The organism is Pseudomonas sp. UBA4617 (assembly GCF_002386445.1).
Lineage (GTDB): Bacteria > Pseudomonadota > Gammaproteobacteria > Pseudomonadales > Pseudomonadaceae > Aquipseudomonas.
Genome location: NZ_DGIR01000016.1, coordinates 24,805 through 47,573, shown reverse-complemented (window position 1 = coordinate 47,573; position 22,769 = coordinate 24,805). Strand labels below are relative to the sequence as shown.

General features: G+C 60.9%; 19 protein-coding genes. 5 read left to right on the top strand and 14 right to left on the bottom strand.

Translation table 11 applies throughout. The features are described 5' to 3' along the window. Positions 1–53: 53 nt before the first annotated feature. Together B4L76_RS05925 and B4L76_RS05920 are read left to right on the top strand one after the other, a co-directional pair. A complete protein-coding gene (locus tag B4L76_RS05925) occupies positions 54–1,106 on the top strand; it encodes a Gfo/Idh/MocA family protein (protein WP_296231163.1) in 1,053 nt (350 codons plus the stop codon). Between the two features lie 29 nt (positions 1,107–1,135). Beyond that, complete coding sequence (locus B4L76_RS05920; RefSeq protein WP_296231162.1) at positions 1,136–1,951, top strand: sugar phosphate isomerase/epimerase family protein; 816 nt, start codon at positions 1,136–1,138, stop codon at positions 1,949–1,951. A 163-nt stretch (positions 1,952–2,114) separates the two neighbouring features. Here the strand turns inward: B4L76_RS05920 and B4L76_RS05915 are convergent, their stop codons facing one another. The 13 genes from B4L76_RS05915 to tssB all read right to left on the bottom strand — a co-directional run bounded on the left by B4L76_RS05915 (position 2,115) and on the right by tssB (position 14,986). Continuing rightward, positions 2,115–3,440, bottom strand: coding sequence for an MFS transporter (locus tag B4L76_RS05915; protein ID WP_296231161.1), 1,326 nt, complete (start codon positions 3,438–3,440; stop codon positions 2,115–2,117). Positions 3,441–3,703: 263 nt separating this feature from the next. Next, entirely contained in the window at positions 3,704–4,081 is a 378-nt protein-coding gene (locus tag B4L76_RS05910) for a histone-like nucleoid-structuring protein, MvaT/MvaU family (RefSeq protein WP_296231160.1), read from the bottom strand. Between the two features lie 312 nt (positions 4,082–4,393). After that, a complete protein-coding gene (locus tag B4L76_RS05905; RefSeq protein ID WP_414707168.1) occupies positions 4,394–5,272 on the bottom strand; it encodes a DUF6708 domain-containing protein in 879 nt (292 codons plus the stop codon). A 298-nt stretch (positions 5,273–5,570) separates the two neighbouring features. Beyond that, on the bottom strand, positions 5,571–6,080 hold the full coding sequence (locus B4L76_RS05900; RefSeq protein ID WP_296231159.1) for an Hcp family type VI secretion system effector: 510 nt from the start codon (positions 6,078–6,080) through the stop codon (positions 5,571–5,573). Positions 6,081–6,209: 129 nt separating this feature from the next. Then, a complete protein-coding gene (icmH, locus tag B4L76_RS05895; RefSeq protein ID WP_296231158.1) occupies positions 6,210–7,079 on the bottom strand; it encodes a type IVB secretion system protein IcmH/DotU in 870 nt (289 codons plus the stop codon). Between the two features lies 1 nt (position 7,080). Continuing rightward, positions 7,081–8,418, bottom strand: coding sequence for a type VI secretion system baseplate subunit TssK (tssK, locus tag B4L76_RS05890; RefSeq protein WP_296231157.1), 1,338 nt, complete (start codon positions 8,416–8,418; stop codon positions 7,081–7,083). A gap of 52 nt (positions 8,419–8,470) precedes the next feature. After that, on the bottom strand, positions 8,471–9,265 hold the full coding sequence (tssJ, locus tag B4L76_RS05885) for a type VI secretion system lipoprotein TssJ (RefSeq protein ID WP_296231156.1): 795 nt from the start codon (positions 9,263–9,265) through the stop codon (positions 8,471–8,473). Beyond that, positions 9,262–9,822, bottom strand: a complete 561-nt coding sequence (locus B4L76_RS05880) for an FHA domain-containing protein (protein ID WP_296231155.1) — start codon at positions 9,820–9,822, stop codon at positions 9,262–9,264. Before B4L76_RS05880 ends, tssJ begins: the two co-directional genes overlap by 4 nt. Next, the gene (gene tssG / locus B4L76_RS05875) at positions 9,819–10,835 is read right to left on the bottom strand and encodes a type VI secretion system baseplate subunit TssG (RefSeq protein WP_296231154.1); all 1,017 of its coding nucleotides are present in this window, start codon (positions 10,833–10,835) and stop codon (positions 9,819–9,821) included. The genes B4L76_RS05880 and tssG overlap by 4 nt, the downstream gene beginning before the upstream one ends. Beyond that, positions 10,799–12,565 (bottom strand): type VI secretion system baseplate subunit TssF, encoded by a 1,767-nt coding sequence (tssF, locus tag B4L76_RS05870; RefSeq protein WP_296231153.1) that lies wholly within the window; start codon positions 12,563–12,565, stop codon positions 10,799–10,801. Before tssF ends, tssG begins: the two co-directional genes overlap by 37 nt. 3 nt (positions 12,566–12,568) lie before the next feature. Then, entirely contained in the window at positions 12,569–12,979 is a 411-nt protein-coding gene (tssE, locus tag B4L76_RS05865) for a type VI secretion system baseplate subunit TssE (protein WP_296231152.1), read from the bottom strand. After that, positions 12,976–14,466: a type VI secretion system contractile sheath large subunit gene (tssC, locus tag B4L76_RS05860; RefSeq protein ID WP_296231151.1), complete on the bottom strand. Its 1,491-nt coding sequence runs from the start codon at positions 14,464–14,466 to the stop codon at positions 12,976–12,978. Before tssC ends, tssE begins: the two co-directional genes overlap by 4 nt. Positions 14,467–14,488: 22 nt before the next feature. Next, positions 14,489–14,986, bottom strand: coding sequence for a type VI secretion system contractile sheath small subunit (gene tssB / locus B4L76_RS05855; protein WP_296231232.1), 498 nt, complete (start codon positions 14,984–14,986; stop codon positions 14,489–14,491). A 318-nt stretch (positions 14,987–15,304) separates the two neighbouring features. On the opposite strand from tssB, the gene vasI reads away from it, so the two are divergent. Genes vasI through tssM form a run of 3 tightly spaced genes read left to right on the top strand, consistent with a single transcriptional unit; the run spans position 15,305 to position 21,041 of the window. Continuing rightward, on the top strand, positions 15,305–15,970 hold the full coding sequence (vasI, locus tag B4L76_RS05850) for a type VI secretion system-associated protein VasI (RefSeq protein ID WP_296231150.1): 666 nt from the start codon (positions 15,305–15,307) through the stop codon (positions 15,968–15,970). Further along, on the top strand, positions 15,958–17,424 hold the full coding sequence (gene tssA, locus B4L76_RS05845) for a type VI secretion system protein TssA (RefSeq protein WP_296231149.1): 1,467 nt from the start codon (positions 15,958–15,960) through the stop codon (positions 17,422–17,424). Before vasI ends, tssA begins: the two co-directional genes overlap by 13 nt. Then, positions 17,421–21,041, top strand: coding sequence for a type VI secretion system membrane subunit TssM (gene tssM / locus B4L76_RS05840; RefSeq protein ID WP_296231147.1), 3,621 nt, complete (start codon positions 17,421–17,423; stop codon positions 21,039–21,041). The genes tssA and tssM overlap by 4 nt, the downstream gene beginning before the upstream one ends. On the opposite strand, the gene B4L76_RS05835 is transcribed toward tssM, so the two are convergent. Beyond that, positions 21,042–22,742 carry an FAD-dependent oxidoreductase gene (locus tag B4L76_RS05835; RefSeq protein ID WP_296231145.1) on the bottom strand — a complete coding sequence of 567 codons (1,701 nt, stop codon included), beginning with the start codon at positions 22,740–22,742 and terminating at the stop codon, positions 21,042–21,044. Positions 22,743–22,769: the final 27 nt, after the last annotated feature.

Sequence of the window (22,769 nt, the reverse complement as noted above, 5' to 3'; positions counted from 1 at the left end):
TGTGGAACGTTGTTCCGGAATTTCCAATACAACAATCACAAGAGGACAGGCTGTTGAACGCACCCCTTCGTATCGCCTTGATCGGCGCTGGCATAATGGGCCGCCAGCATTACCGGCATCTGCTCAATGTGCCGCAAGCCCGTTTGTGTGCCGTGGCCGACCCGGGCCCGCAGGCCGAGGCCTTTGCCGCCGAATGCGGCGTGCCGTGCTTCTTCGACCATCGGCACATGCTGGAAAGCGCGCGCCCCGAGGCCGTGATCGTCGCCAACCCCAACAACCTGCACGTCGCCACTGCGCTGGACTGCATCGAGGCTGGCGTACCCGTGCTGGTGGAAAAGCCGGTGGGCGTGCACCTGGATGAAGTGCGCGCGCTGGTCGAGGCCTCGCGTCGGCGCAATGTACCGGTACTGGTCGGCCATCACCGTCGGCATAACCCGTTGATCAGCCAGGCCCGCCAGGTGATTACCGATGGCAAGCTGGGCCGCTTGATCAACGTGACCGCGCTGTGGCAATTGCAAAAGCCCGACAGCTACTTCGAAACCCCATGGCGCCGCGAGCCGGGTGCCGGTTTCCTGCTGACCAATCTGATCCATGACCTCGACCTGCTGCGCCACCTGTGCGGCGAGGTGGCGCAGGTACAGGCCTTCACTCGCAACGATGTACGCGGATATGCCAACGAAGACAGCGCAGCGGTGTTGCTGCAGTTCGCCAATGGTGCGTTGGGCAGCCTGACAGGCTCCGACGCGGTGGCCGCGCCCTGGAGCTGGGAGCTGGACTCTGGCGAAAGCCCGGTCTACCCACGCCAGGATGGCCAGCCGTGCTACTTGCTCGCCGGCACCCTGGGCGCGCTGAGCATTCCCCAGCTCAAGCGCTGGCATTACGCCGAGGCGGGTGCAGGGTGGCATACGCCGTTGCTGCAGAGCGAAGAAAACATTCCCCCCGGCGAAGCATTGACCTTGCAGCTGCAGCACTTCGTGCGGGTTGCCCGGGGCGAGCAGGCGCCGCTGATCGACGCGGCCGACGGTGGCCGCACCCTGGCCTTGATCGAAGCGATCCGCAAGGCAGCGGACAGCGGCCGGGCCTGTGCGCCCGAACAGGTTGCCTGAATGCGCCCTTCATTGACTGGTGACAACTGATGACTGATCGAGTGTTTTCCCTGGCGGCGCTGACCGTGCTCGAACTATCCCCACCTGACATGGTTGAAGCCGCAGCCCGCGCCGGCTACAGCCACGTTGGCCTGCGCCTGGTGCCTGCCACCGAGCAGGAGCAGCATTTTCCGCTGGTGGCCGATGGCGACCTGCGCCGCAAGACCCAGGCGCGGTTGCGCGACACGGGTATCAAGGTACTGGACCTGGAAATCCTGCGCCTGAAGGCGGACACCTGTGTGGCCAGTTTCGAGCCGATTCTGGCCGTGGGCGCCGAACTGGGTGGCACAGAGCTTCTGGTGGCTGGCAACGATGCGGACGAGTCGCGCTTGACCGAGCGTTTTGCCGCGCTGTGCGATCTGGCGGCGGGCTACGGTATTCATCCGCACCTGGAATTCATGCCCTGGACCGATGTACGAGACCTGCGCCAGGCCGTGCGGGTGGTAGCCAATGCCGACCGCGGCAACGGCTGCGTGCTGGTGGATGCGTTCCACTTCAACCGCTCCAGCTGCGCGTTGCACGACCTCGCGCAGCTGGCGCCGCAGCGCATGCGCTACGCACAATTGTGCGACGTCGCCGGCCCGGTGCCGGCTGACATGGACGAAATCCTGCGCCAGGCACGCAATGAACGGCGTTTTCCCGGCGAGGGCGATGCCGACCTGGTCGGCCTGCTGCGCACCTTGCCGCCAAACGTACCGCTGAGCCTGGAAATCCCCACGCGGCAACTGCTGGCGCAGGGCATCAGTGGTGAACAGCGTGCGCGCATGGCACTGGAGAAAGCCATGGCGGTGCTGGCCAAGGTCTGACCGAAGCAGTGCGGCTACTGCCGCTGTTCGCCGGCAAGCCAGCTCCTGCACGGCAGGAGCCGGCTTGCCGGCGACGGGGCCGTGCAGGCAGCAGCCATCGCCCCTTGCGGCCTGAGCAAAAAAGGGCCCGCAAGGGGCCCCGTAGAGGTAAGTGGCAGCGCGCCTAGGCGTGCTCGACCTTGCGCGGTGCCATGAAGTACATCCACACCAGCGCCAGGAAGTACATGGCCGGGATCAGGGTGAACAACACCGCATAGTTGTTGTGTGTTGCGGTCAGTACGCTGCCGACGATCTGGGTCATGAACATGCCGCCAATCGCCGCACACATGCTGCCGAAGCCGAACACCGTACTTACCAGGTGCCTGGGCGTGTAATCCATCACCAGGCTCCAGATATTGGCGGTCCATGCCTGGTGCGCGCCGACTGCCAGCGAGATGGCGGCCACCGCAACCCACAGCCCACTGGCATTGGCGGCGAAAGTGACGCTGAGCATGGTGCAGGCGAAGATCAGCATCGACACCAGCCGCGCCGTGGTGGCGCGCATGCCACGCCCGATCAGCCAGGACGACAGGATGCCGCCGCCGATGCTGCCGAAATCCGCCGTCAGCCAGATGATGATCAGCGGGATCCCCATCTGGGTCACGTTGATACCCAGGCTGTATTGCTGGTTGAGAAATGGGGGCAACCAGTACAGGTAGAACCAGAACACCGGCGCGGTAATCGCGTAGGCCACGGCGAAGGCCCAGGTGCCACGCAGGCGCAGGATGCGGCTGAACGGCACGCGGCTCGGCTCGGCAGTATCGCCTTGCTGGATGTATTCCACCTCGCTCTGGCGCACGCGGGGATGGTCTTCCGGGTTGTAGTACTTCAGCACCCACAACACTACCCAAACCAGGCCCAGGCTACCCATGGCGATGAACGCGGCCTGCCAGCCCCACACCGCCAGGATCAGCGGCAGCAGGGCGGGGGTGACCATGGCGCCGACGTTGGTACCGGCATTGAACAGGCCGGTGGCGATGGCGCGTTCCCCGGCCGGGAACCACAGCCGCACGGTCTTCACACAGGCCGGGTAGTTGGCCGCTTCGGTCAGGCCGAGGATGAAGCGGCAGACCATGAAACCGGCGGCTGACGTGGCCAGGCCGTGGGCGCCGGTGGCCAGGCTCCACAGCAGCACGGCGAAGAAGAACGCGCGTTTTACCCCGACCTTGTCGATCAACCTGCCTTGCAGCAGGAAACCGATGGCGTAGCCGACCTGGAACCAGAAGTTGATGTTGGCGTAGTCCATCGCCGTCCAGCTCATCTCCTTGGCCAGGATAGGCTGCATGATGCCCAGCGCGGCACGGTCGATGTAGTTCAGGGTGGTAGCGAAGAATACCAGGGCAAGCATGCCCCAACGGGTCTTGCCGACGGCGAAGGCGCCGCGAAGCTTGTCGCCGATCGAACCCTGGGGCGTCCGAGGGGCGGCGGAGGTGGTCCTGGAGTGGTTCATAAACTGCTCGTTCTTGAAATTGTATTCAGCTGCGATGCTACGGGGTCGCCAGTCCCAGGCAGGGGACATGCAAGGCCGGTGCATGGTGGGCAGTGAAGGCGGCAGCGTCAATTCAAGCGAGAGGCTAGTGTTCGGTTATCGAACGGTTGCGGTGGCCTGTGGGCCAGATGGCGGGGCGGATCAGCCGGGGTAGCGTTCGCTACTCGGCAGCGTGGGCCTGCATGGACAGTTGTTTTGCTGGCCGAGTATGTTGGTCCAGGGCGTCAGTACCATACAGTTGTCCAGCGGTGTACCTCGTCGCGGCCGTATTGTTGAATCCATAGTTGCAGCGTTTTGTTCGATGTGCTTTTCGCTTCTATTACCTCAGCGGTGTACGGGTTTCTGTAGTACCTGCTTTGGCGCGCCCTGAAGCGGCGTAATGGTGGTGGGGGCGAGCATGAATGGTTACGATCTTCGTCCTCAATCTTGCTGATCGCCAATATCTCCGATAGGCCGAACTGGTATTCGGCGAGCAGGTCGTGGAGTTTGCTTTCGAACTCGAATTCTCGTTTGAGGTGCGGGTCGATCCCTACGAAGGACAACTCGGACTTCTTGGCGGCGAGCAGGTGCTCGAGTGCGCGGAATTCGGCAAGTCGGGACATGTCTTGGCTCCATCGATTGATGGGGTTAGTGTTAGTGGCTGCCGAACTGTAATGCAAGCAAATAAATAATTTGTGAAATATTTAGGATTGGCAGATGGCGTAGCGTATTGGGTGCGATGTTTAATTCTGTTTTGCCTGTGTAAGAATATTCCCACTGTAAAGTCGGTTAAATGTGATGAGTTATGGTGACTGCACTATTCAGGCGGGGCGTTGGCATTGGGCCGCAAAGCGGCCCAACTGTTCGATTGGCGCGTTGTCCGTTGGCGCGCCTTCGCCATGGGCCGGGCAAATATGACGATGGCTAACCACGGGTTATCCGCCTTTCTTTTTACCGGCTTGGGCGGTGTTTTTTTGAAAGGCTTCCGGAGGTGGCGGGGCCGCGCGGACGTTGAACAGCCGACAGACACCGTACCAGCAGATGGCGACTGTCAGGTTGTAGGGAAACAGCACGGCCCAGAATGGTAGTTGCCAGTTCTTCTTGCCCTGCATTTCGCCCGGTTCGCCGGTTCGCCAGGGGGCATAGTGGCGCCAGGCTTCGGCCGGGGTCAGGCAGATGGCGTGAAGCGGCCGGTGCCACCAATTGGGTTCGCCAGGTGGGGGAAGTTTGTCAGGGCCGTGGTCCATGAAGTGACGGAGATATTCCCATACTTCGGCGACATGCTTGACGCTGGCTTCGGTGGGTTCGTTGCTGTCGACCCAGAGACAGTCCTTCTGGTGGAGGCTACCGTCTTCCCGGCGAGGGGCGAAGGCGAGGGCATAGCAGGTGCTGAAGGAGGAACCGCCAAACTCGGTGCGTTTGAAAATGCCGCCTCCGGTGTTAGACCATTCAAAAACTAATAATTTCGTCAATCGTTGGTAGTAGATTTTCTTCGTTGAGCGGTTAAGGCAGAGGCTAGATAGATTCTTTATGAAATATATCCGGTAGGCGAGAAACGGAAGGAATACGAAAGGGGTGGCTGCGAATCCGAACATCAGGATGGGGTCGAATGTATAAGGGTTCCAGGCATCGTCAGAGAAAAAGTACGGGTAAGTGACAATCATTAGGATTAAAATTGATGCGCAGTATAGTTTCCCCATGAAAACCGAGTCCGTAACCCAGGGGTTTCGCAGGCATAGGGTGTTATTGGATAAACTCATTAGCTGTCCGCCGATGGCAGGTTTGTGACCTGATTTGGATGTTGTGTCGAATATTCAGTTGGTTGCCATGGTCAGCGCTCTAGATTAAAAGTTGCAAAATTTTCATTGGTTGCCCGAAGTCGAGGTCGTGTTCGTAGCTGATGAGTTCCAGTTCCAGCTTGAAGTTCTGGCTGATACTTTCCTTGAGTGTAAAGGACACAACATCCAACGCGGGTCGGTAAAAAAGCGGTTGGAAACTGTAATACAGGTCGGATTGGCTAGGCATGAGCAGTCCCAGTTCACCGTCTGGTAGTACCCAGGTGTCCGGGCGGCGAAGCCGTCCGGATCAATGCCCTGGACGCGTGTTCGGGTGTCAGGATTGTTGCCAGTCGTCAGACCCTTCGGTGCCGCAGATTTCGTGGCATTCCGTTATCTTTCGATAGGAAAACCAACGTTCCACCTCTTGATGTCGCGGCGTGGAGGTCATTTCCTGTGCATGGGGCTGCTCGGTCCGCATCTTGATGATTGTCGCGTCGGTAAGTGTCGTTGTGTAATAGTGCTCGTTGGGGTCTTCGCTGGTGGCGCGAAATTGCTTGATTGTTACTTCCGGCAGTAACTCCGCCTTGCAGATGGCTTCCAGTAACAGCGGCTTGGATTTGTTCGTGGTGAAGGTCACCTTGTAGGGGCCATGCACACGCTTGCCAGAGGGTTGGCCGTTCTGTGGGTCGATCGGTGTGTTGATTTCATGTTCGACCTTCTGCAACATGATTTCACTTTCAAACTCGGCCTGATAGATATTGCCGATCGACGCCGCAGTGCTTGCGCCTTCGCTGATATCGCCTTGCACTTTGCCGGTGACTTTCAAATATGCGGGTGAGGCCATTATGTACTCCAGATTTTCACGGGTTACATGCCCTGTTTCTGCAAGGGCACAGCCATCGGAAGCGATGGGCTTGTCATCGAGGCGGGTGCCTCGCTGATTAGTGGAACTCGATGATGCGTTGCAGCTGGATTACTGCTGCAAAATGCCGTTGAGGGATTCCAGTACTTCGGTGGTAATCAAGTGCAGGCGATAGCTGTAGATCCCGTAGGCCACAGCCATGGCAAGCAGGGAAATCACCAGGGGACTCCACCACGGCCATTGCCGGCTCATGCGGAAGTTTCGCGGCGCGACATGGGTGTAGGGGTCGCATACCGTTTCGGGTGCAGGGCCCCGTAGTTCACGGAGCATCCCATGCAGTTGATGGATCAGCGCGTTCAGCGTTTCTTCACCTTTTGGCGCGATGGCGTACTTGCCTTTCAGCCCCAGGCATAACGCGAAATACATGAATTCCAGTACGTCCTGATAACGTGCGGGTTCCTGCATCAGACGGGACAACACCGTGAAGAATTTTTCCCCACCCCAGGTTTCGTCGTGGAAGATGCTCAGCAGGGGCTCCTGGCTCCAGCAACTGTTCTTGCCCCACGGCCTTTCCATGACCGCTTCATCGATGTACAGGCACAGGGCATAGGAATAGGCGAGCGCCTGGGCGGGCTCATAGCCATGCTGGCGGATCTCCTCCTGGATATTCTCGATCTGGTTGCGCACTTGCTGGTGCACTTTCTGGATATTGGGCAACTCGTCCAGTGTGCGCAGGCGTATGACCAGGCCGAACAGCGGTGCCGCAGCATCCAGCATGAGGTTGTCGTAGCCGCCACGCAGTTGAAATTCCGGATCTGCCGGGTAACCTTCGTCAGCCTGTTCCGGCGGTGGCGTCTGCGCCGAGGCTTCCGGCTTGGCCGAAGCAGGTGGCTCAGGGGGCGACGGCTTGCCGAGTACCGCCTGCAGCGGTGTGCTTTCAACACCAGTGGCGTCGGTGGAGGTAGAGTTGTTGCCTTTCATCTCATTCACTCCTGATCGCCCAGAACTGCAGTTCAAGCCCGGGGAAGTCCCCCGCGATATGGATGCCGAAGCCGTTTGCCGTCTTCATGCAGGCCCAGGCTGGATCACGTCGGTCCAGTTCGAAGTAGCTGAAGCCTGCATGGAAGGGCAGGTCGCGAGGCGCCACTGGCAAGGGGGTCAACGGGATGCCTGGGAGCTGCAACGGCACCAGCTCCTCCAGCGATTCCAGCGAAGTGATCTTGGCTTTCTGCACGAACATCTGGCGTAACACCTGCGGTTGCAGATGGGCGCCCACCGCGATGACGAAGTCGGCCTCATCGATCAACCGGCGGTCATCCAGCGTGGCCTTCATCACGCCGTAGTCCAGTGTTTCCAGTGGCAACGACACGGCACGTGGTTGCAGCACCGTACTCAGCGCCCGGCGTAGCGCGTCCTGCAGTGGCTGGAACGAGGTGCGCAGCGCGGTGTGGTGATAGGCAGGGTATTCGTGCGGCAACCGACCGGGGTCGGTGAAAGTCACCAATTCACCGCAGGCCTGGCTCATGCACAGATAGAGCTGCTCGGGGTGTGTCTGGGCCTGCCTGGCCAGGTGCTGGAAGCAGGGCCACCAGCGGTTCATGGCTTGCAGCAGGTTGAAGTCGCGGATGTCGGCGATGCCCGACTGGCGCCCTCCGCCGAGGCGTGCGGCAAGGTTGCGCCCACGTTCCCGCAAGGTATTGGTGATTTCTTCCAGGAAGCGTTGCAGCGCCGGTATCGCCCGTACCGACACACAGGTGGGGTAGAACGCTTCGTCCAGCTGCAGGCTACCGTCGGGACGACGCTCCAGGATACGTGCCAGGGCCAGGCGGGTATAGGCGCTGCTGTCCTCGGTCTGGCGTTTGAGCTGCAGGTTGGGGACGGCCAGGTCGACGGCTACCAGGTCACCGTCAGCACTGTGGGTATCCTTGATTTCATGGACCTGGGCGATGTAGCGCAGGTTGGCAGCGTGGTCGGGCCAACTCACTTCACGGCCGCCATTGGTGCGCAAGGGCAGGCATAGATACACCTCGCTGTCTCTCGCGCCATCATCTTCGATTTCCAGCGGTGGCGGCGGCGGCAGATCGGCGGGAATATCGAACACCGTGCCATCTGGCATGATGCCCCGGGCCCGGGTAATGGCGATTTTGCCAAGGGTCAGGTACTCGTCGTTCAGCTGTAGTTCGCTGAAGCCATAAAACGCAGCATTGAGGCTACCCAGGCGTTGCTGCAAGGCTGCTTCGCTGGCGCGTGCTGCCTGTTGAAAATGCTGCGGCTTGACGAACAGTCCTTCAGGCCAAAGAACAGGATTACGTGTACTCATGGGCACTCCATGTCAGCGCGGGTAAGCAAAACGGGAAGGGTTGCCGGCCTCATCAATCCTCTTCCTTGAGCAGGATCTGCGTGTCGTTTACCAACACCGACAGAATGATCTGGTGCCCGCGAGGCGGAATCCGGAGCACTTGCTGCCAGGTGGCGTTTTCCTGGTTTCGGTAGTCACCGACGACGGCGACGAAGCGGGTGTCAGGCTCAATCGGGGCAAATGGGATGAACTTGAACTGGCCGGGCCGCAGCAGGTAGTCGTCATCCCGGATGTAGGTGCTGCGCAGGGCTTTGGCAGGGTCCTGCTCCAGCAATTCATAGATACTGTTGCGTAGCAGCGAATCGTCACGCAGTTGCAGGATCTTGATGGCGATGGGGGTCGCCACGGCCTCGCTGGCCACGGTCGTGGTATGCGGCACGGTCAGCACTACAGTCGAGTCGTCGTAGTTGCCGGGTGTACTTTCCTCCAGCGGTGAGCGAACCGGAGCGGTGTCGTCCTCCTCGGCCATCAACGCGGCCGGGGTTGCAGGGAATTGTTCCTGAAGGTATTCGAAGAGGGTCCCGACTTTTTCAGCCAGAACGTAAGGGTCACTTGCGCTCAGGCTCACGGCGTAGGGGCTGGGATCCAGGGCTGTCTCAGCCTCGACGGTGGGGACAAGGCTGTTCGGGTTGCTATTGAGTGTCGGGCTGGCATTGATGCTGAATGCAATCGCGGTCGGGTGATCCTTCGGCGGCCCGATGGGCAACGAAGGGTCCAGGAGCACCTGGCTCATCCTGCTCAGGGCGGTACAGCCAGCAAGCGCGATCAGCGCGGTGCAAAGGGCGGCGGTGAACAGATGTCGGGTCATGCGCCTTCTCCTGCAATCAGGCGCTGCAGCGGGTTGTCCGACGATGGCCTGGTCACTGCAACTGCATCCAGTGCCGCCAGAGGGTCTTTCCCGGTATCGCAGTTGAAGACCGAGCAGATTTCGGTGACCGCCTGGGGCGCTGCAGGGCTGGGCTGCCAGGCCTGGGCCGAAGTCTCGGCGAGCAACTGGTCCAGTACCCTGTGGTCAGGGGTGAACAGCGCTTCCAGGCGTGCGTCGGCGTGTTCGCACTGAACCAGCAGCCGATAGCTGCCGATACCAAGCTGATCGCCCTCGACGAGCCGTCGCGCAGGGCGCTCGCCAAGGCTGACGCTGCTGTCGTTCAGGTAGGTGCGGTTACAGTGGTCAATTACACAGAAGCTGCCCTCGATCCAGCGGATTTCGCAGTGGATGGGCGCCACCGTCTGTTCGCGGTCAGTGATCAGCCAGGTAGCCGCTTCGCTGCCGATGGTGCCGCCGTTGCGCTCGAACCGGTGCCGCGCCGTTACGCTGTGCTGCAATTGATCGAGATTGATGACGCTCAAGGTCAAGCTGCTCATGCACGCCCCCGGAAGCGGACAACAGGGCTGACCCGACCGTGACGGTCATCGACAAAGCTGGTCCAGCCCAGGTAGGCCCCTTGGCTGCGATGCAGGCAAAATGGCGATAGCGCATTGCGCTTCAGGCGCAGTTCCAGGTCATAGGCCAAGCCATCGCGCAGCAATAGATCGATCAGCGCGCGCAAGCGGTCGAAGTTGACGCCGCCTGGAAGCAGATCATGCAGTTGCGTCTGGTCAAGTTCGCCGATCACGATGGTGAACTTGCTGCTGCGGGTACGCGTGCGGCTGCCAAGCATGAATGTGCGCCCCAGTTCGCCATTGCGCCGACCAAGGCAGGCCAGTTGCTTCAGCGTGGTGGATACCGAGCGCGTTTCGAACTCGCGAATGTGGACCTGCTCCAGGTCGAAACAGTGGGCAATGATGCCGGCGACGGTTCCTGGCGCACGGCTGCGGCTGGCAATGACACCAGCGAAGCTGAGCAGCCGGCTCCACGGCAGCGCGGTGTTTCCCCGCAACTGCCTGTCGTTCAGGCCGAGCAGCGCAAAAATGTACTGTGAGAACCCATCGGTGGCTCCCGGCTGGAAGCGGATGTAGTAGCGGTATTTACGCCAGACGCGATGCAGCAGGCTGAGCAGGTAGTGGTTGAAGAAATCGAAGAATGCCGGGCGTATACCGATACCCTGTGCATGTTCGTACGCCACCTGTTCCAGGTAATAGGTCGGCAACGGCGAATCGGTGCCGTGCAAGCCCATGAAAGTGGTGCACACGCGATAGCGCTGGTCCTGGCCAGGCATACGTTCGGCTTTGTATACGTCCGAAACGGGGAAGGTCAGCCGCGGATCGCTGGCAAGCCGCACCCGCAACCGGGCGGCCTCGCTTGGCCAGCGTGGTTCAAGGTCATCGCCGTGCAGTCCATACAAGCGCTCCAGCAACTGGAAGAAGTTGTACTGGTGCGCGTCGGCGAGCAGTCTGTCGGCTAGATCAGTGGTTGTTTGCCGGTCTGCAGTGGCCATGTGTAGTGCTCGTTGTTGGTGATGTTGATCACTTCCAGTTGGTGGAAGGAGTTGATGCTGGCGTACAGCGCGAAGAAGTGGGCCAGTGCGCAACTGAACAGGTAGAGGTCGCCTTCGCAGAGGAAGGCCGCCTGGTCCAGCTTCAGGCGGGTACGCAGCCCGCGAATGGGCTGCCCCTTTATCAGCCAGTCCAGGGGCTCTGTATGGATCTCGCGTATGCCGTCGAGGTGCTTGCGTGTGGTGCGAGCGTGCTGGATGTCGTGCAGCGCGGCGAAGTCGTACGCGCGTATCACTGCTTTCAGTGGGTCGACCGATAGCAGTGACAGGTAGTTGAGTGACATGTTGGAAATCAACGCCCACTGCAACTGGCCGTCCAGCACCGGGCGATAGGAGCGGGACGGCGCGCAGATATTGGTGTAGGTGGCGAGGGGAGGCGTAGCCTCGGTGAGCACGTTGATGTCATCGATGCCCAAAGCCAGCGGCAGGTCGCGATTGGTGCAGGTCAGGTCGATGGACGCGGTTTCCAGCTCGCCGATATAGGCGTTGGCATCCGCGCGTACAAAGGCGATGCGGTGAGTGACGCCATGGCCGTGCAAGGATTCTTCGAGGGTGTAGCGGTAGTACAACGCCGTGCGGCCTTGGACATGTTCGATTTCGTGGGCGAACGACTCGAATGGCCTGAAGGTTCTGAGGTGTTCGCCAACGCTCCCGTCTGCGGTGGTGCGGGTGCTGATGACCGCATCGACGCTGAAGATCTCGTGAGCGAACTGCTCCGTGCCTTTGGGTTTGAGCTCGAACTGGGCTTTGGTGCTGGACAGGTCGATGGGCTCGGCGCTGTGTTCGAACAGGTTGATCGCCGGAGTGCAGAACAGCTTGAAATCTGATTTGCCGATACGCAGCACATCAGGTAGCAGGCGGCAGAAGTGGAATTCGATGTCGACCTGCTTGCTCTGCTCCGCGGGCCAAAGTCTGTCCAACCCGGTGATGGTAAAAAAATGGAAGCGCTGCGGGAACATGAAGTATTCCTGCAGGATCCGGTAACCATCAAAGACATTTTTCGGGTAGGGCAGCAGGGCTTCATCAGCGCTGAAACCGGGGAAGGCAAGGCTGCTGGCAGGCAACCGGCGGACCTGGCCATTGACGGTTACGCAGACATGCTCGAGGTACTGCGACAGCCACAGGTACAAGGTGCGGGCGGTACGCTGGTCGCCGCTGAGGTGAAAGTCGAGGCTGCTACAGCTCAAAGTATTCAATGGCCGTTCGACCAGCGTTTTCAGGTGGAGGCGGACCACTGCGCTGTCGAGGGTCTGGGTTGCGCCAACCGCGTCGATTTCGAACGGATGAATATTCACCGGGGTGCAGGTGCGAAACTCGCAGGCGACACCGTCCACCGGCTTTGAGAACAGCCTCGAGCCTTTGGCAATCTGTTGTGCCTGGCTGAGCGCCTGCATGCGTGGCGTGAACTGGATAATCGTCACGCTGGGCAGGGGTCGAAGGTAGTTTGGCCACAGCAACTGCAGCATGGGGTGGGTCAATTCCGGCAGGTCGTCTTCCAGCTTCAGCCTCAGCCTGGCTGTAAGAAATGCGAACGCTTCCATCAGGCGCTCGACATCCGGGTCGCTTGCCCCATTGCCAAGCAACCGGGCCAGTTGCGGGTTGTCCTTGACGAAGTCCTTTCCCAATTCGTGCAGGTATCGCAGTTCTTCGCTGAATCTGTCCTTCAGTGACATGGTTCATCTCACTCGGGTGAAGCGGTTCTGCCCGTTGACCAGCAGTTCCAGTTGCAACTGCTCTGCCTGGTCATTGACTTGTACCTGGCAGTCCAGCCGGAAATGCAATTCCAGCGGGGTGTGACAATCGGGCACGGCTTTAAGCGCACAGACTTGTATGCGTGGTTCAAAGCGTCGGATGGTGCGGCGGATATCAAGGCTCACTTGTTCCAGCAGGTCGCCGCTGCTCGCATCGTGTCCATTGAAATCCCGCAGGCCCAGCTCAGGGCTGCTCTGTGAGCAACCTTGCCGGGCGTTGAGCAGTGTTTCGAGGTGGCGCTTGATGGCGGCGATCTTGTGAAAGGCGTTCTCCTGCCGGGAGTGCCCGCTGATAGCGGATTGACCAGCCGTCAAACGATCAAAAAAGCCGGTCATTGGGTATCGAGCCGCCCGACCAGGGAAATCTCGAAGTTCGCGCCCATGTACTTGAAGTGAGGGCGCACGGCGAGCGAGACCTGGTACCAGCCTGGATCACCGGCAACGTCCGAGACTTCTACCCGGGCAGCACGCAGTGGACGGCGGCTGCGTACATCCGCTGAAGGGTTCTCCTGGTCGGCGACGTACTGTTTGATCCATTTGTTGAGTTCGGCCTCGAGATCGCGCCGCTCTTTCCAGCTGCCGATCTGCTCGCGCTGCAGTACCTTGATGTAATGGGCCAGGCGATTGACGATGAACAGGTAGGGCAGCTGCGTACCGAGCTTGTAGTTGGTCTGGGCTTGCAGCCCTTCGGGCGTCTTTGGGAAGTTCTTGGGTTTTTGCGCCGAGTTGGCCGAGAAGAACGCGGCATTGTCACTGTCTTTGCGCATGGTCAGGGCGATGAAGCCCTCTTCGGCGAGTTCGAATTCCTTTCGATCGGAAATCAGCACTTCGGTGGGAATCTTGGCCTGCAACTGGCCCATGGCCTCGTACAGGTGCACCGGCAGGTCCTCGACAGCGCCGCCGGACTGCGGGCCGATGATGTTCGGGCACCAGCGGTAGCGGGCGAAACTGTCGTTGATGCAGCTGGCCAGCAGGAAGGCGGAGTTGCCCCACAGGTAGTTGTCGTGGCGCCCGGCAATGTCTTCTTCGTAGTTGAAACTTTCAATCGGCTGCTCCGTGGGGTGGTAGGCAGAGCGCAGCATGAAGCGCGGGGCGGTCAGCGCGACGTGGCGGGAGTCTTCGCTTTCGCGGAAGGCACGCCATTTGGCATGGCGCGGGCCGGCAAAAATGTCCTTGATCTCCTTGAGGTTGGGCAGATCTTCAAAACTGCCGAGGTTGAAGAACTCTGGAGACGGCGCCGCCAGGAAAGGCGCGTGTGACATCGCGCCGACCGAGGCCATGTAGCTCAGCAGCTTGATGTCGGGAGAAGAGGGCCCGAAGCTATAGTTGCCGACCATGGCAGCCACGGGCTCGCCACCAAACTGGCCATAACCTGCGGTGTAAACGTGTTTATACAGGCCGCTGCAGGTGATGTCGGCAGCATTCTCGAAATCCTCGAGCAGATCATGCTTGCTGACATGCAAGACTTCGAGCTTTATATTTTCGCGGAAGTCCGTGCGGTCGACCAAGAGTTTGAGGCTGCGCCAGGACGACTCCAGTTGCTGAAACGCGGGCTGATGCAGAATGGCGTCCATCTGCTTGCTGAGCACCCGATCAAGTTCGGCAATCATCTGATCAACGCGGTGTTTATTCACCACTTGGTCCGGTTCACTACTTTTCAGGATTTCAGCAATAAAGGCAGAAACACCCTGGCGGGCAACCTGATAGCCCTCTTGTGTGGGTGCCAACTTGGTCTCAGCCATGATCTGGTCGAGCAGGGTTGTGTTGCTCAACGTTTCGCTCGTTGTTTCAATGGCTTGGGTAGTGTCGCTTGTTTTTGGCATCGGACGCTCCGTTGTCTCAGTCTTATTGTGGCGCCGCGAGCGCCTGCTCGAGTTCTTCGGCGAGTTGTTTGCGCGCTTGCTCGTTATTCAACAGCTGTTGCAGGTGTTTGCGAAAAGTTGGCACGTTGCCGAGCGGCCCCTTCAAGGCGACCAGTGCTTCACGCAACTGCAACAGTTTGTTCAGCTCGGGTACCTGCCGGACAATCTGGTCCGGGCTGAAATCCTTGATGGACCTGAACTGCAGGTTGACTGCTAGCTCGGTATCGGCTGCGGTGCTGAGCAGGGAGGGTACGGACATGGCCAGGTTGACATCGGCGTCGTGCAACACGTTGTTGAACGTGTGTTTGTCAATGCGCATCACCGAACGGTCTTCAAGCGCACGGCTGTCATCCAGGCCGAAGTCGCCCAGGACAAGCATCTTGTGTGGCAACTCTACTTCGGCCTGCTCGTCACGGGTGGCTGAAACGTATTTGATGTTGATACGTTCTTTGGGTGCAACGGATCCCGAGTTTTTAGACATCGGCACATGGCTCTCTAGTGATGTTGTAGGGTGTTTCCCGAAGGCGTGTTTAATTGTGTGTTTTGTTTGTAGGAAGTTTCCCGCAAAAAGCGCTTTTGGCTCGCTTACTTGCCCTGACGTCATAAAAACCATGCATGGAAAATCCCCCCTTGGTCGAGGGTTAAGATGTAAATAAATATTTGTTTGTATGCACAGTGTGCGATGTACTAGGCTCTTACCGGTTTCGTTTGGAGTGGTTATGCGCGGGAGGGCGTAAGTGGGTATTCACTTGTCAGAAAAACATTCTGCATGGCCGTGCAGGGCTTATGTGTTCATGGCATGGGTGAACTTGTAATGATATCCCGCCGTGCATGTTACGCAGGCGTTTCGTTGCTGTTTTGTATGCAGCCGGTGCTGGCTGGGCTTGATCGCGAGTGCCCCCGGATCGTCTCCGACATCGAGCGCCTGGCTTGTTTTGACCGGGCTGCCGGTACACCGGCACATGTGTCATCCCGATCGTGGTCAGCGCAGGAGCAGGAAGCGCCGACGGTGATGCGGGTAATGGCAAATGAGGCTTCGCGAGCGGCAGATGACCTGACGTTTCGCATTGGTAGTGGCAGCGAAGCCGGCTCAGCAACAGCGGGGCTGATGATCTCGGCGCCTGCCATAGCCTCAACCAGCGAGGGCCCCTACCTCGCCATCAGCTGCATACAGAAAATATCGCGGCTGCAGCTGATTACCACGCGGCCTGTCGACGCGAGCTGGGTTACCGTGAGGCTGACCAGCGAGGGTGGCGCCACGCGTAACACGCCGTGGCGCGTAATGGAAAACGGCCAGGTACTCGATGGCGGGCGTGGCTTGCCCGCGATCGAGCAGATCAGGCAGTTGATCGGGGCTCATCGGATAGTCGTGGCGAGCGATCGCAGCGAGGTCGACGGGTTGGTGTTCGACGCCCAGGGCCTCGGGCCGTTGATCGAACAGGCGCGGGGTGCTTGCCGGTGGTAGTGCAGACACCCGCGGACGAGATCAGTCGGCTGCTTGCCCCGGTCGACCCAGCGGTCCCGGCTGGGTTGTTCGATATCGAGGATGAAACCTACCAGGCGATAGACCAGGAGATGGTCAAGCTGGGCGGACTGCAGGCGGCGTCAATCGATTGGGCCTACATCGAAGAGGCGTCCTGTCAGTACCTGTGCCGGCAGTGCAAGCACATGCGGATCGTTGCGCACCTGAGCACTGCCTGGCTGCGCAGCGCTTGCTGGGAACGCTGGGGGGACACCCTGGCGTTGCTGGCCGGCATGGTCGAATGCTATTGGGAAAGCGCTTATCCGAAGCCAGGTCCCACGGGTTATCTCGGCAAGCGGAAGCTGGTCGGCCTTGTACTCAGTCGCTTGATCGACGCGCTACCGCGCCTTGACCGGTTTACCTACAGCCCCGCCCATGCAGCGGCGGCGCAGGCTGCCCTGGCGCGCCTGAAACAACAGCAGGTCGGCGCCCAACTCGATGCGGCTGGGTTGGGCGAACTGGAACGCTTGTTACACCGGCAAAGGGAACTGGCCAACGGTGTTGGCGAGGCTGTTGCGCCGACCCTGACTGCTGCAAGCCCGCAGCCCGTGCCACTGGCAGACGTGATTGCCATGCCAGCGCCCAGAGTTTCCATTGGCAGCGAGCGGGAAACGCGGCGCGCCGTTTTGACCATGGCTGAGCTCATCAATCAACAGGATCCGTACGATCCGACCGGTTATCAGCTACGTCGTTTTGGCCTGTGGTCGCATATCCAGGCGGCGCCAGCCGTCAGACAGCGGCACTGCACGGGCCTGATGGCGGTACCGCCAGAGGTGATTGCAGGCTACGAAAATCTCGTAGCGGGTACTTCAGTGGACGTCGCGCTACTGCATCGGATCGAGAAGAGTCTCACGGCAGCCCCTTACTGGTTTCGAGGCAGCTTCCTGGCGGCAAGCGTAGCGTCTCAGCTGGCGCTGAACGAGGTCAGCGAGGCCATTCGCAGTACGACCGCGCGTTTTGTCCAGCGCCTGCCTTCATTGCAGCAATTGTGCTTCAGCGATGGCACGCCGTTCCTTGACGATCAAGCCTTGGCATGGCTGAACGGCTGCCAGGGTGCGTCAGCCCAAGGCGCTGCTTCCCAGGAGTTCGGCAGCCTGCGAGAGGAACTCATTGCCCAACTTGACGGCATGGGTGTAGAGCCCGTGCTCCTGAGGTTGCAGGGGATGCAGGCGGATCTGAACTCGCCGCGTGAGCGCTCGCATACCACGCTCATCGCCGCTGATTTGCTGGCGGCACGCGGCGTGTCCTGGCTGGCCCGGGATCTGTGCATCGGCGTTGCGCGAACGATGCAGCAAACCACTGCCGATGCCTGGGAGCCCGAGGTATTCCAGCGGCTCCTGCACTACACGACATCCACTGCATTGGCAGCTCAGATTAAAGATCCGGAGCCCATATGAACCCACCATGGAAACAACTAGAACGCTGGGGCCTGCGCCTGTCCAGCCGTATCGGTCTGGCGATGCCGCTGCTACTTGGGTTGGGCGCCGTGCTGATGCTGGTCGCCATCTGGTGGCTTGGCCCGCATTGGACGTGGCATGGACAACAACCGCTGGCCAACGTCGCACATCGTATTGTTGCGAGCCTGCTGTTGGTGGTGGTGCCGTTACTTGGCTGGCTCATCGTGTTGCGCAGACGTGTCCGCCGCCTGCAAGCGGACCGCAAGCAGGCCGTGGCTGCCGCGCTGGACCCCACGCTGCCGCTGGTTCAGGCACAAGAGCGGGCGTTGAACCAGAGGCTGGCCAGCTATCTGGACAATGCTGGCGGGCGAAGCGCCTTGTATCGGCTGCCATGGTATCTGGTTTTGGGCGACGTACACGCTGGCAAGAGCAGCTTCATTGATCGTAGCGACCAGAGTTTCTCCCTGACCCGCATCGACAGGGCCCAGGCCCATGGCCTGCAAGCCGAGGCGCTGGCTTACCCGGTAGGCTGGTGGGTCAGCAACGACGCAGTGATCATCGACCCTCCGGGTGCCTTTATCAGCCAGGCTGCAGCGCCGGGACCGGTGCCTGGCCCTGAGCAGCCTGAAGTTTCCCCGCCACCTGAAGCTCCGGCCAGGCTGTGGGAGCACCTGCTGGGATGGCTGCTGAGCAACCGCAGTCAGAGGGCGCTGAATGGGTTGGTGCTGGTCATTGACCTGCCTGCGTTGTTGCATGGTACTTCCGGCCAACGCCTGGCGTTGGCCCATATGCTGCGCGCACGCCTGTACGAGGTCAGTAGCCGGCTGGGCGCGCGCCTGCCGTTGTACGTGGTGCTGTCCAAGTTCGACTTGCTCGATGGCTTCGATCAGCTCTATGGCAAGCTCTCGGCCTCCAGGCGGGAGGAGTTGCTGGGTTTCACGTTCAAACTGGATGCGGCCGGTTCGTCCGATGCCTGGCTGGACGAATATCGCAGCCATTACGAACGTTTGATCAGGCTGCTGTTCGAGCAGGTCTTCGATCAGCTTGACGGCCTTGGCAGGGCGCCGGCGCGTGCGCGCCTGTTCTCCTTGCATGCGCAACTGGTTGGGCTGCGGCCGATATTGCTGTCGTTTCTGCGTGAAACGCTGGGCAGCGACCGCTTCACCACGCCCGCTCTGGTACGAGGGCTCTACTGGTCGTCGGTGGTGCAGCAAGGCGATATGCTCAATGCGTTCGTCCGTGAGGCGGCACAGCCCTACAAGACAAAACTGCCTTTGCGTGAAGGCAAGGCGCAGGGCAAGGCGTTGGCATACTTTATCCAGCAGGCCTTCGGGCGCGTCATCTACCGGGAAGTCGGTCTCGCCGGCGACAACGCCAGGGTGGCACGCAGCAAGCGCCGGTTGTTGCGGGTGGGTTGCGCAGTAGGCATGCTGGCGTTCTGTATCGTTGTCGCCAGCTGGCAACATTACTTCGATAGCAATGCTGCCAAGGCCGCCAGCGTGCTCGCCAAGAGCAAGGAGTACAGCCACTGGCAACTGGACCAGCATCTTGATCCGACCGGGCGCAACCTGCTGGAGCCGCTGGATCAGATCCGCGATGCAGTATCGCTGTTTGGCGACTATCGCACAGCATGGCCAGGTGTTGCCGACGCGGGCCTCTATCAGGGGCGCGCCATCGGTCCCCGGGTCGACGAGGCCTATCTGAGCTTGCTTGGTAAAAGCTTCCTGCCGGCATTGGCCAGTGGTGTCGTCGACGTGATGACCGCCGCGCTCCCTGGCAGTGAGCAGCAGATGGCCGCGCTCAGGGTTTACCGAATGCTTGAGGATCGCCAGAACCGCCGCCCCGAGTGGGTCGAGGACTGGATGGCTCAGCGGTGGCAGCAAGCCTTCCCGGGCCAGGGGCAACTGCAGCGCGACCTCATGCGCCACCTGCAATACGCCTTGGCTTACGCCGACGCCGACTTGCTCCAGTACCAGCAACGTGTTGCCGAGGTGCAGCAGACCCTGCGCAAACTGCCCCTGCCGGAGCGGGTCTATGCGGGCCTCAAGCAGCGCGCTCAGGAACAGCTGCACCAGGGCCTGGACCTGCGTTACCAGGTCGGGCCAGCCTTCGATGTGGTATATCGGCCGACTTCCGGTTCCATGCACGGTGATGCTGGCGTCGTGATTGCGCCAATGCTCACCGCCAGAGGTTTCCAGGCGTACGTTGCACCGCTCGGCCAGCGGTTCGTCGAAATGGCGATGATCGACCAGTGGGCGCTGGGCGAGCGCGGCCAACTCGATTATTCCGATGCCGACCGGGACGCGCTTGCTGCTCGCCTGCGCAGCCTGTACAGCAGCGATTACATTGATAGCTGGCGGCGGGCACTGTCCGCGTTTTCGCTGGTGGACTTCCATGATCTGGAGCATGCAGTCGCAGTTCTCGAGCAAATGACCGGGCCTGCAGCACCGCTGCAACGGCTGCTGGATACAGTGAAGGAGAACACCACGCTGTGGTCCTCGGCAGACCTGGAGGTGCCAGGCGAGACAGCTGTTCTGCAACCAGTCGGCCGCCCCGCTGAACAGCAGCAGACCTTGGCCATCCAGCGCGCATTCGCCGGGCTCAGCGGCATGTTGCAGGCGCCAGGTGACAAGCCGAGCGGCTATGAACAAACCCTTGCCGCGCTGACGGCGGTTCACGCCTATGCCAAGGCGGTGCAGGACAGTCCCGACCGGGGCAAGGCGGCCCTGCAGGCTGTGCGTCAACGCTTTTCGATGACCGGGCCCGACCCGATCGGCACCTTGCAGCGGCTGGCGACAGGCTTGCCGGAGCCACTCAACCATCAGCTCGGAAAGGTCGCGGAGCAGACTGCGCAGGTGCTGAACATTCAAGCATTGCTTGAGTTGGAGCGCCGCTGGGATGCTGACGTCTACCGTTTCTTCCAGCAGCGATTGGCAGGGCGATACCCCTTCGTGGTGAGGGCACCTGATGCTTCCCTGGAGGATTTCGAAGCGTTCTTCGGACCAAAGGGGCGGTTGCAGCAATTCCATGACCAGTACCTGAAGCTGTTTATCGATGACAACCTCGAAGCCCTGCGAGCCGGACAGCAGCAGTCCCTGATCCGCAGCGATGTGCTCGAACAGTTGGCGCTGGCGAATCGCATCCGCGAGACGTTCTTCGATCAACGCGGGAACCTGAACGTGCAGTTCAGCATCGAGCCGTTGGGGCTGAGCGCCAACCAGCGTACGAGCCTGCTGGACCTGGACGGTCAGTTGATTGCCTACACCCACGGTCCGAGTCAGATCACCGGTGTCGTCTGGCCCAATACGCTGGGGCAGCAGGTGCGCAGCAACCTGACCTTGCTCAGGCAAAACGGCAACAGCAGCAGCCTGGGTTACCACGGCCCGTGGTCGCTGTTCCGCTTGCTCAGCCGCGGCTCGCTCAATGGGCGCACTGCCACCAGCGTGGACCTCAGCTTCAGGACCGGTGATGGCGTGATGCGCTATCGGCTGAACGCGGAAAAAGCCTTCAATCCCATTACCCAGCAACCATTCAAAGGCTTCCGGTTGCCACGCGGTCTATTACAGCAGCCAGTGAACGTCGCACAGGCGGAAGGGGCGGACGGGCAGGCTTTATGATCAGGAACCGACCCGTTCGTCTTGTGCCTGCAAGCCGCTCAATGCTCTACCAGCCAGGTAGCCAAAGGTCATGCCCGGCCCCAGCGTGATGCCGCCACTCGGGTAATACCCGCCCATCACGCTGCCCATGTCATTACCCACCGCATACAGCCCGGGTATCGGCTGGGCCGCGTGGTCCAGCACGCGGGCCGAGGCGTCTGTTCCAAGCCCGGCAAAGGTGCCCAGGCTGCCCGGCACCAGCTTCACCGCGTGGAAGGGGCCGTGCAGCAATGGCCGCAGCGACGGATTTGGCGTTTGCGCCGGTTCGCCCTGAGCACGGTTGTAGGCTGATACGCCGCGCTGGAATTCGGGGTCGTGGCCGACGGCGGCATGCCGATTGAAGGCGTCCACCGTGTGTTGCAACTGTGCGGCGTCGATCCCGCAACGCTGGGCCAGTTCTACCAGGCTGGCGCCAGTGTGCAAGTAGCCGTGACGTTGATAAAGGCGGGTCGGAAAGGGAAAGGGCTTGGCCCAGCCGAGGCCGTAGCGGCGTTGCGCACGGTGATCGCAAATCAGCCAGGCTTCAGGCGCCTCGCCCTGCGGCGTGGCGGCGAACAGAGCGTTCATGAAGTCGTGGTAGCAATCGGCTTCGTTGACAAAACGCCGGCCATCACGGCGTACGGCAATGAAGCCGGGTTTGCCGCGTTCGATCAGGTGCGGGAAATGGCTGAAGCGGCCATCGCCACGCGGCACCTCGGACACCGGTGCCCACGCAGCGGCGTGGGCCAGTGCCGTATCCACCAGCGCACCGACCTGTTCACCAAGGCGCAGGCCATCACCGGTGTTTTCGACGGGCGCGGCGGAGTAGTGCCTACGGCCGTCTGGCGCGTGCGGCATCAGTTGCGCGATGCGTTCACGGTCATGCGGGAAGCCACCGCAGGCCAGCACCACGCCACGACGGGTGTGGATCACCTGGCCGTCGGTAAACCGTACTCCGCTGACTCGCCCTTCACCCAGCAGGTGGCTGGCCGGCTTGTCGGTCAGCAGCGTCACGCCAAGGTCCAGGGCGCTGCGTAGCAGGCGGGCGACCAGTGCGTTGCCGTTGACCAACTGCAGGCCGCGACGGTGCAGCAACAGGTCGCGCCCGTGGCGCAACAGGCGCTTGCCCACATACAACGCCGCCGTGGGCGAGCGCGTGGCGTTGAAGAACGCAGCCATGTCGGCACCGCCGGCAATGCCCATGCCGGCCAGGCTGACAATATCCAGAGGTGGTCGCAGCTTATGCAGCCAGGGTCCGAGCAAACCCCCGTCATAAGGCAGTGCGCACAGCGAGCGGCCACCGCGTGCACTGCCATCGCCCTCGCGCATGTCGGGCATGTGGCTGCCGGATTGAAACTGCACGGCGGTGTGCTGCTGAAAGAACGCGACCATCTGCGGGCCATGGCGCAGGAAGGCGCGCTGGCGGGAGTCAAGCTCACCGACATGGGTTTGCGCGCGCAGGTAGCGCTCCGGGGCATCGTCGGCCTCGACGATGCCTTCGGCTAGCGCCAACGGGTTGCGCGGTATCCAAAGCCAGCCGCCCGACCAGGCGCTGGTGCCGCCCAGTTGGCTGGCTTTTTCCGCAACAATCACTTGCAGGCCGTGGTAGGCGGCGGTAACGGCGCAGGCCAGGCCAGAGGCGCCGGAGCCGATGACCAATACGTCACATTCAAGGGGTTGCATGGTGGGGTCGCCCTGGCAGTGGAGGAA

Coding starts and splice junctions, on each gene's coding strand:
- B4L76_RS05900 (WP_296231159.1), bottom strand. CDS start 6,080: ATGGCCTCACCCGCATATTTGAAAGTCACCGGCAAAGTGCAAGGCGAT.
- tssF (WP_296231153.1), bottom strand. CDS start 12,565: ATGTCACTGAAGGACAGATTCAGCGAAGAACTGCGATACCTGCACGAA.
- tssB (WP_296231232.1), bottom strand. CDS start 14,986: ATGTCTAAAAACTCGGGATCCGTTGCACCCAAAGAACGTATCAACATC.
- icmH (WP_296231158.1), bottom strand. CDS start 7,079: ATGAAAGGCAACAACTCTACCTCCACCGACGCCACTGGTGTTGAAAGC.
- B4L76_RS05915 (WP_296231161.1), bottom strand. CDS start 3,440: ATGAACCACTCCAGGACCACCTCCGCCGCCCCTCGGACGCCCCAGGGT.
- tssC (WP_296231151.1), bottom strand. CDS start 14,466: ATGCCAAAAACAAGCGACACTACCCAAGCCATTGAAACAACGAGCGAA.
- tssG (WP_296231154.1), bottom strand. CDS start 10,835: ATGGCCACTGCAGACCGGCAAACAACCACTGATCTAGCCGACAGACTG.
- tssE (WP_296231152.1), bottom strand. CDS start 12,979: ATGACCGGCTTTTTTGATCGTTTGACGGCTGGTCAATCCGCTATCAGC.
- vasI (WP_296231150.1), top strand. CDS start 15,305: ATGGGTGAACTTGTAATGATATCCCGCCGTGCATGTTACGCAGGCGTT.
- B4L76_RS05920 (WP_296231162.1), top strand. CDS start 1,136: ATGACTGATCGAGTGTTTTCCCTGGCGGCGCTGACCGTGCTCGAACTA.
- tssM (WP_296231147.1), top strand. CDS start 17,421: ATGAACCCACCATGGAAACAACTAGAACGCTGGGGCCTGCGCCTGTCC.
- tssJ (WP_296231156.1), bottom strand. CDS start 9,265: ATGACCCGACATCTGTTCACCGCCGCCCTTTGCACCGCGCTGATCGCG.
- B4L76_RS05910 (WP_296231160.1), bottom strand. CDS start 4,081: ATGTCCCGACTTGCCGAATTCCGCGCACTCGAGCACCTGCTCGCCGCC.
- B4L76_RS05880 (WP_296231155.1), bottom strand. CDS start 9,822: ATGAGCAGCTTGACCTTGAGCGTCATCAATCTCGATCAATTGCAGCAC.
- tssK (WP_296231157.1), bottom strand. CDS start 8,418: ATGAGTACACGTAATCCTGTTCTTTGGCCTGAAGGACTGTTCGTCAAG.
- B4L76_RS05835 (WP_296231145.1), bottom strand. CDS start 22,742: ATGCAACCCCTTGAATGTGACGTATTGGTCATCGGCTCCGGCGCCTCT.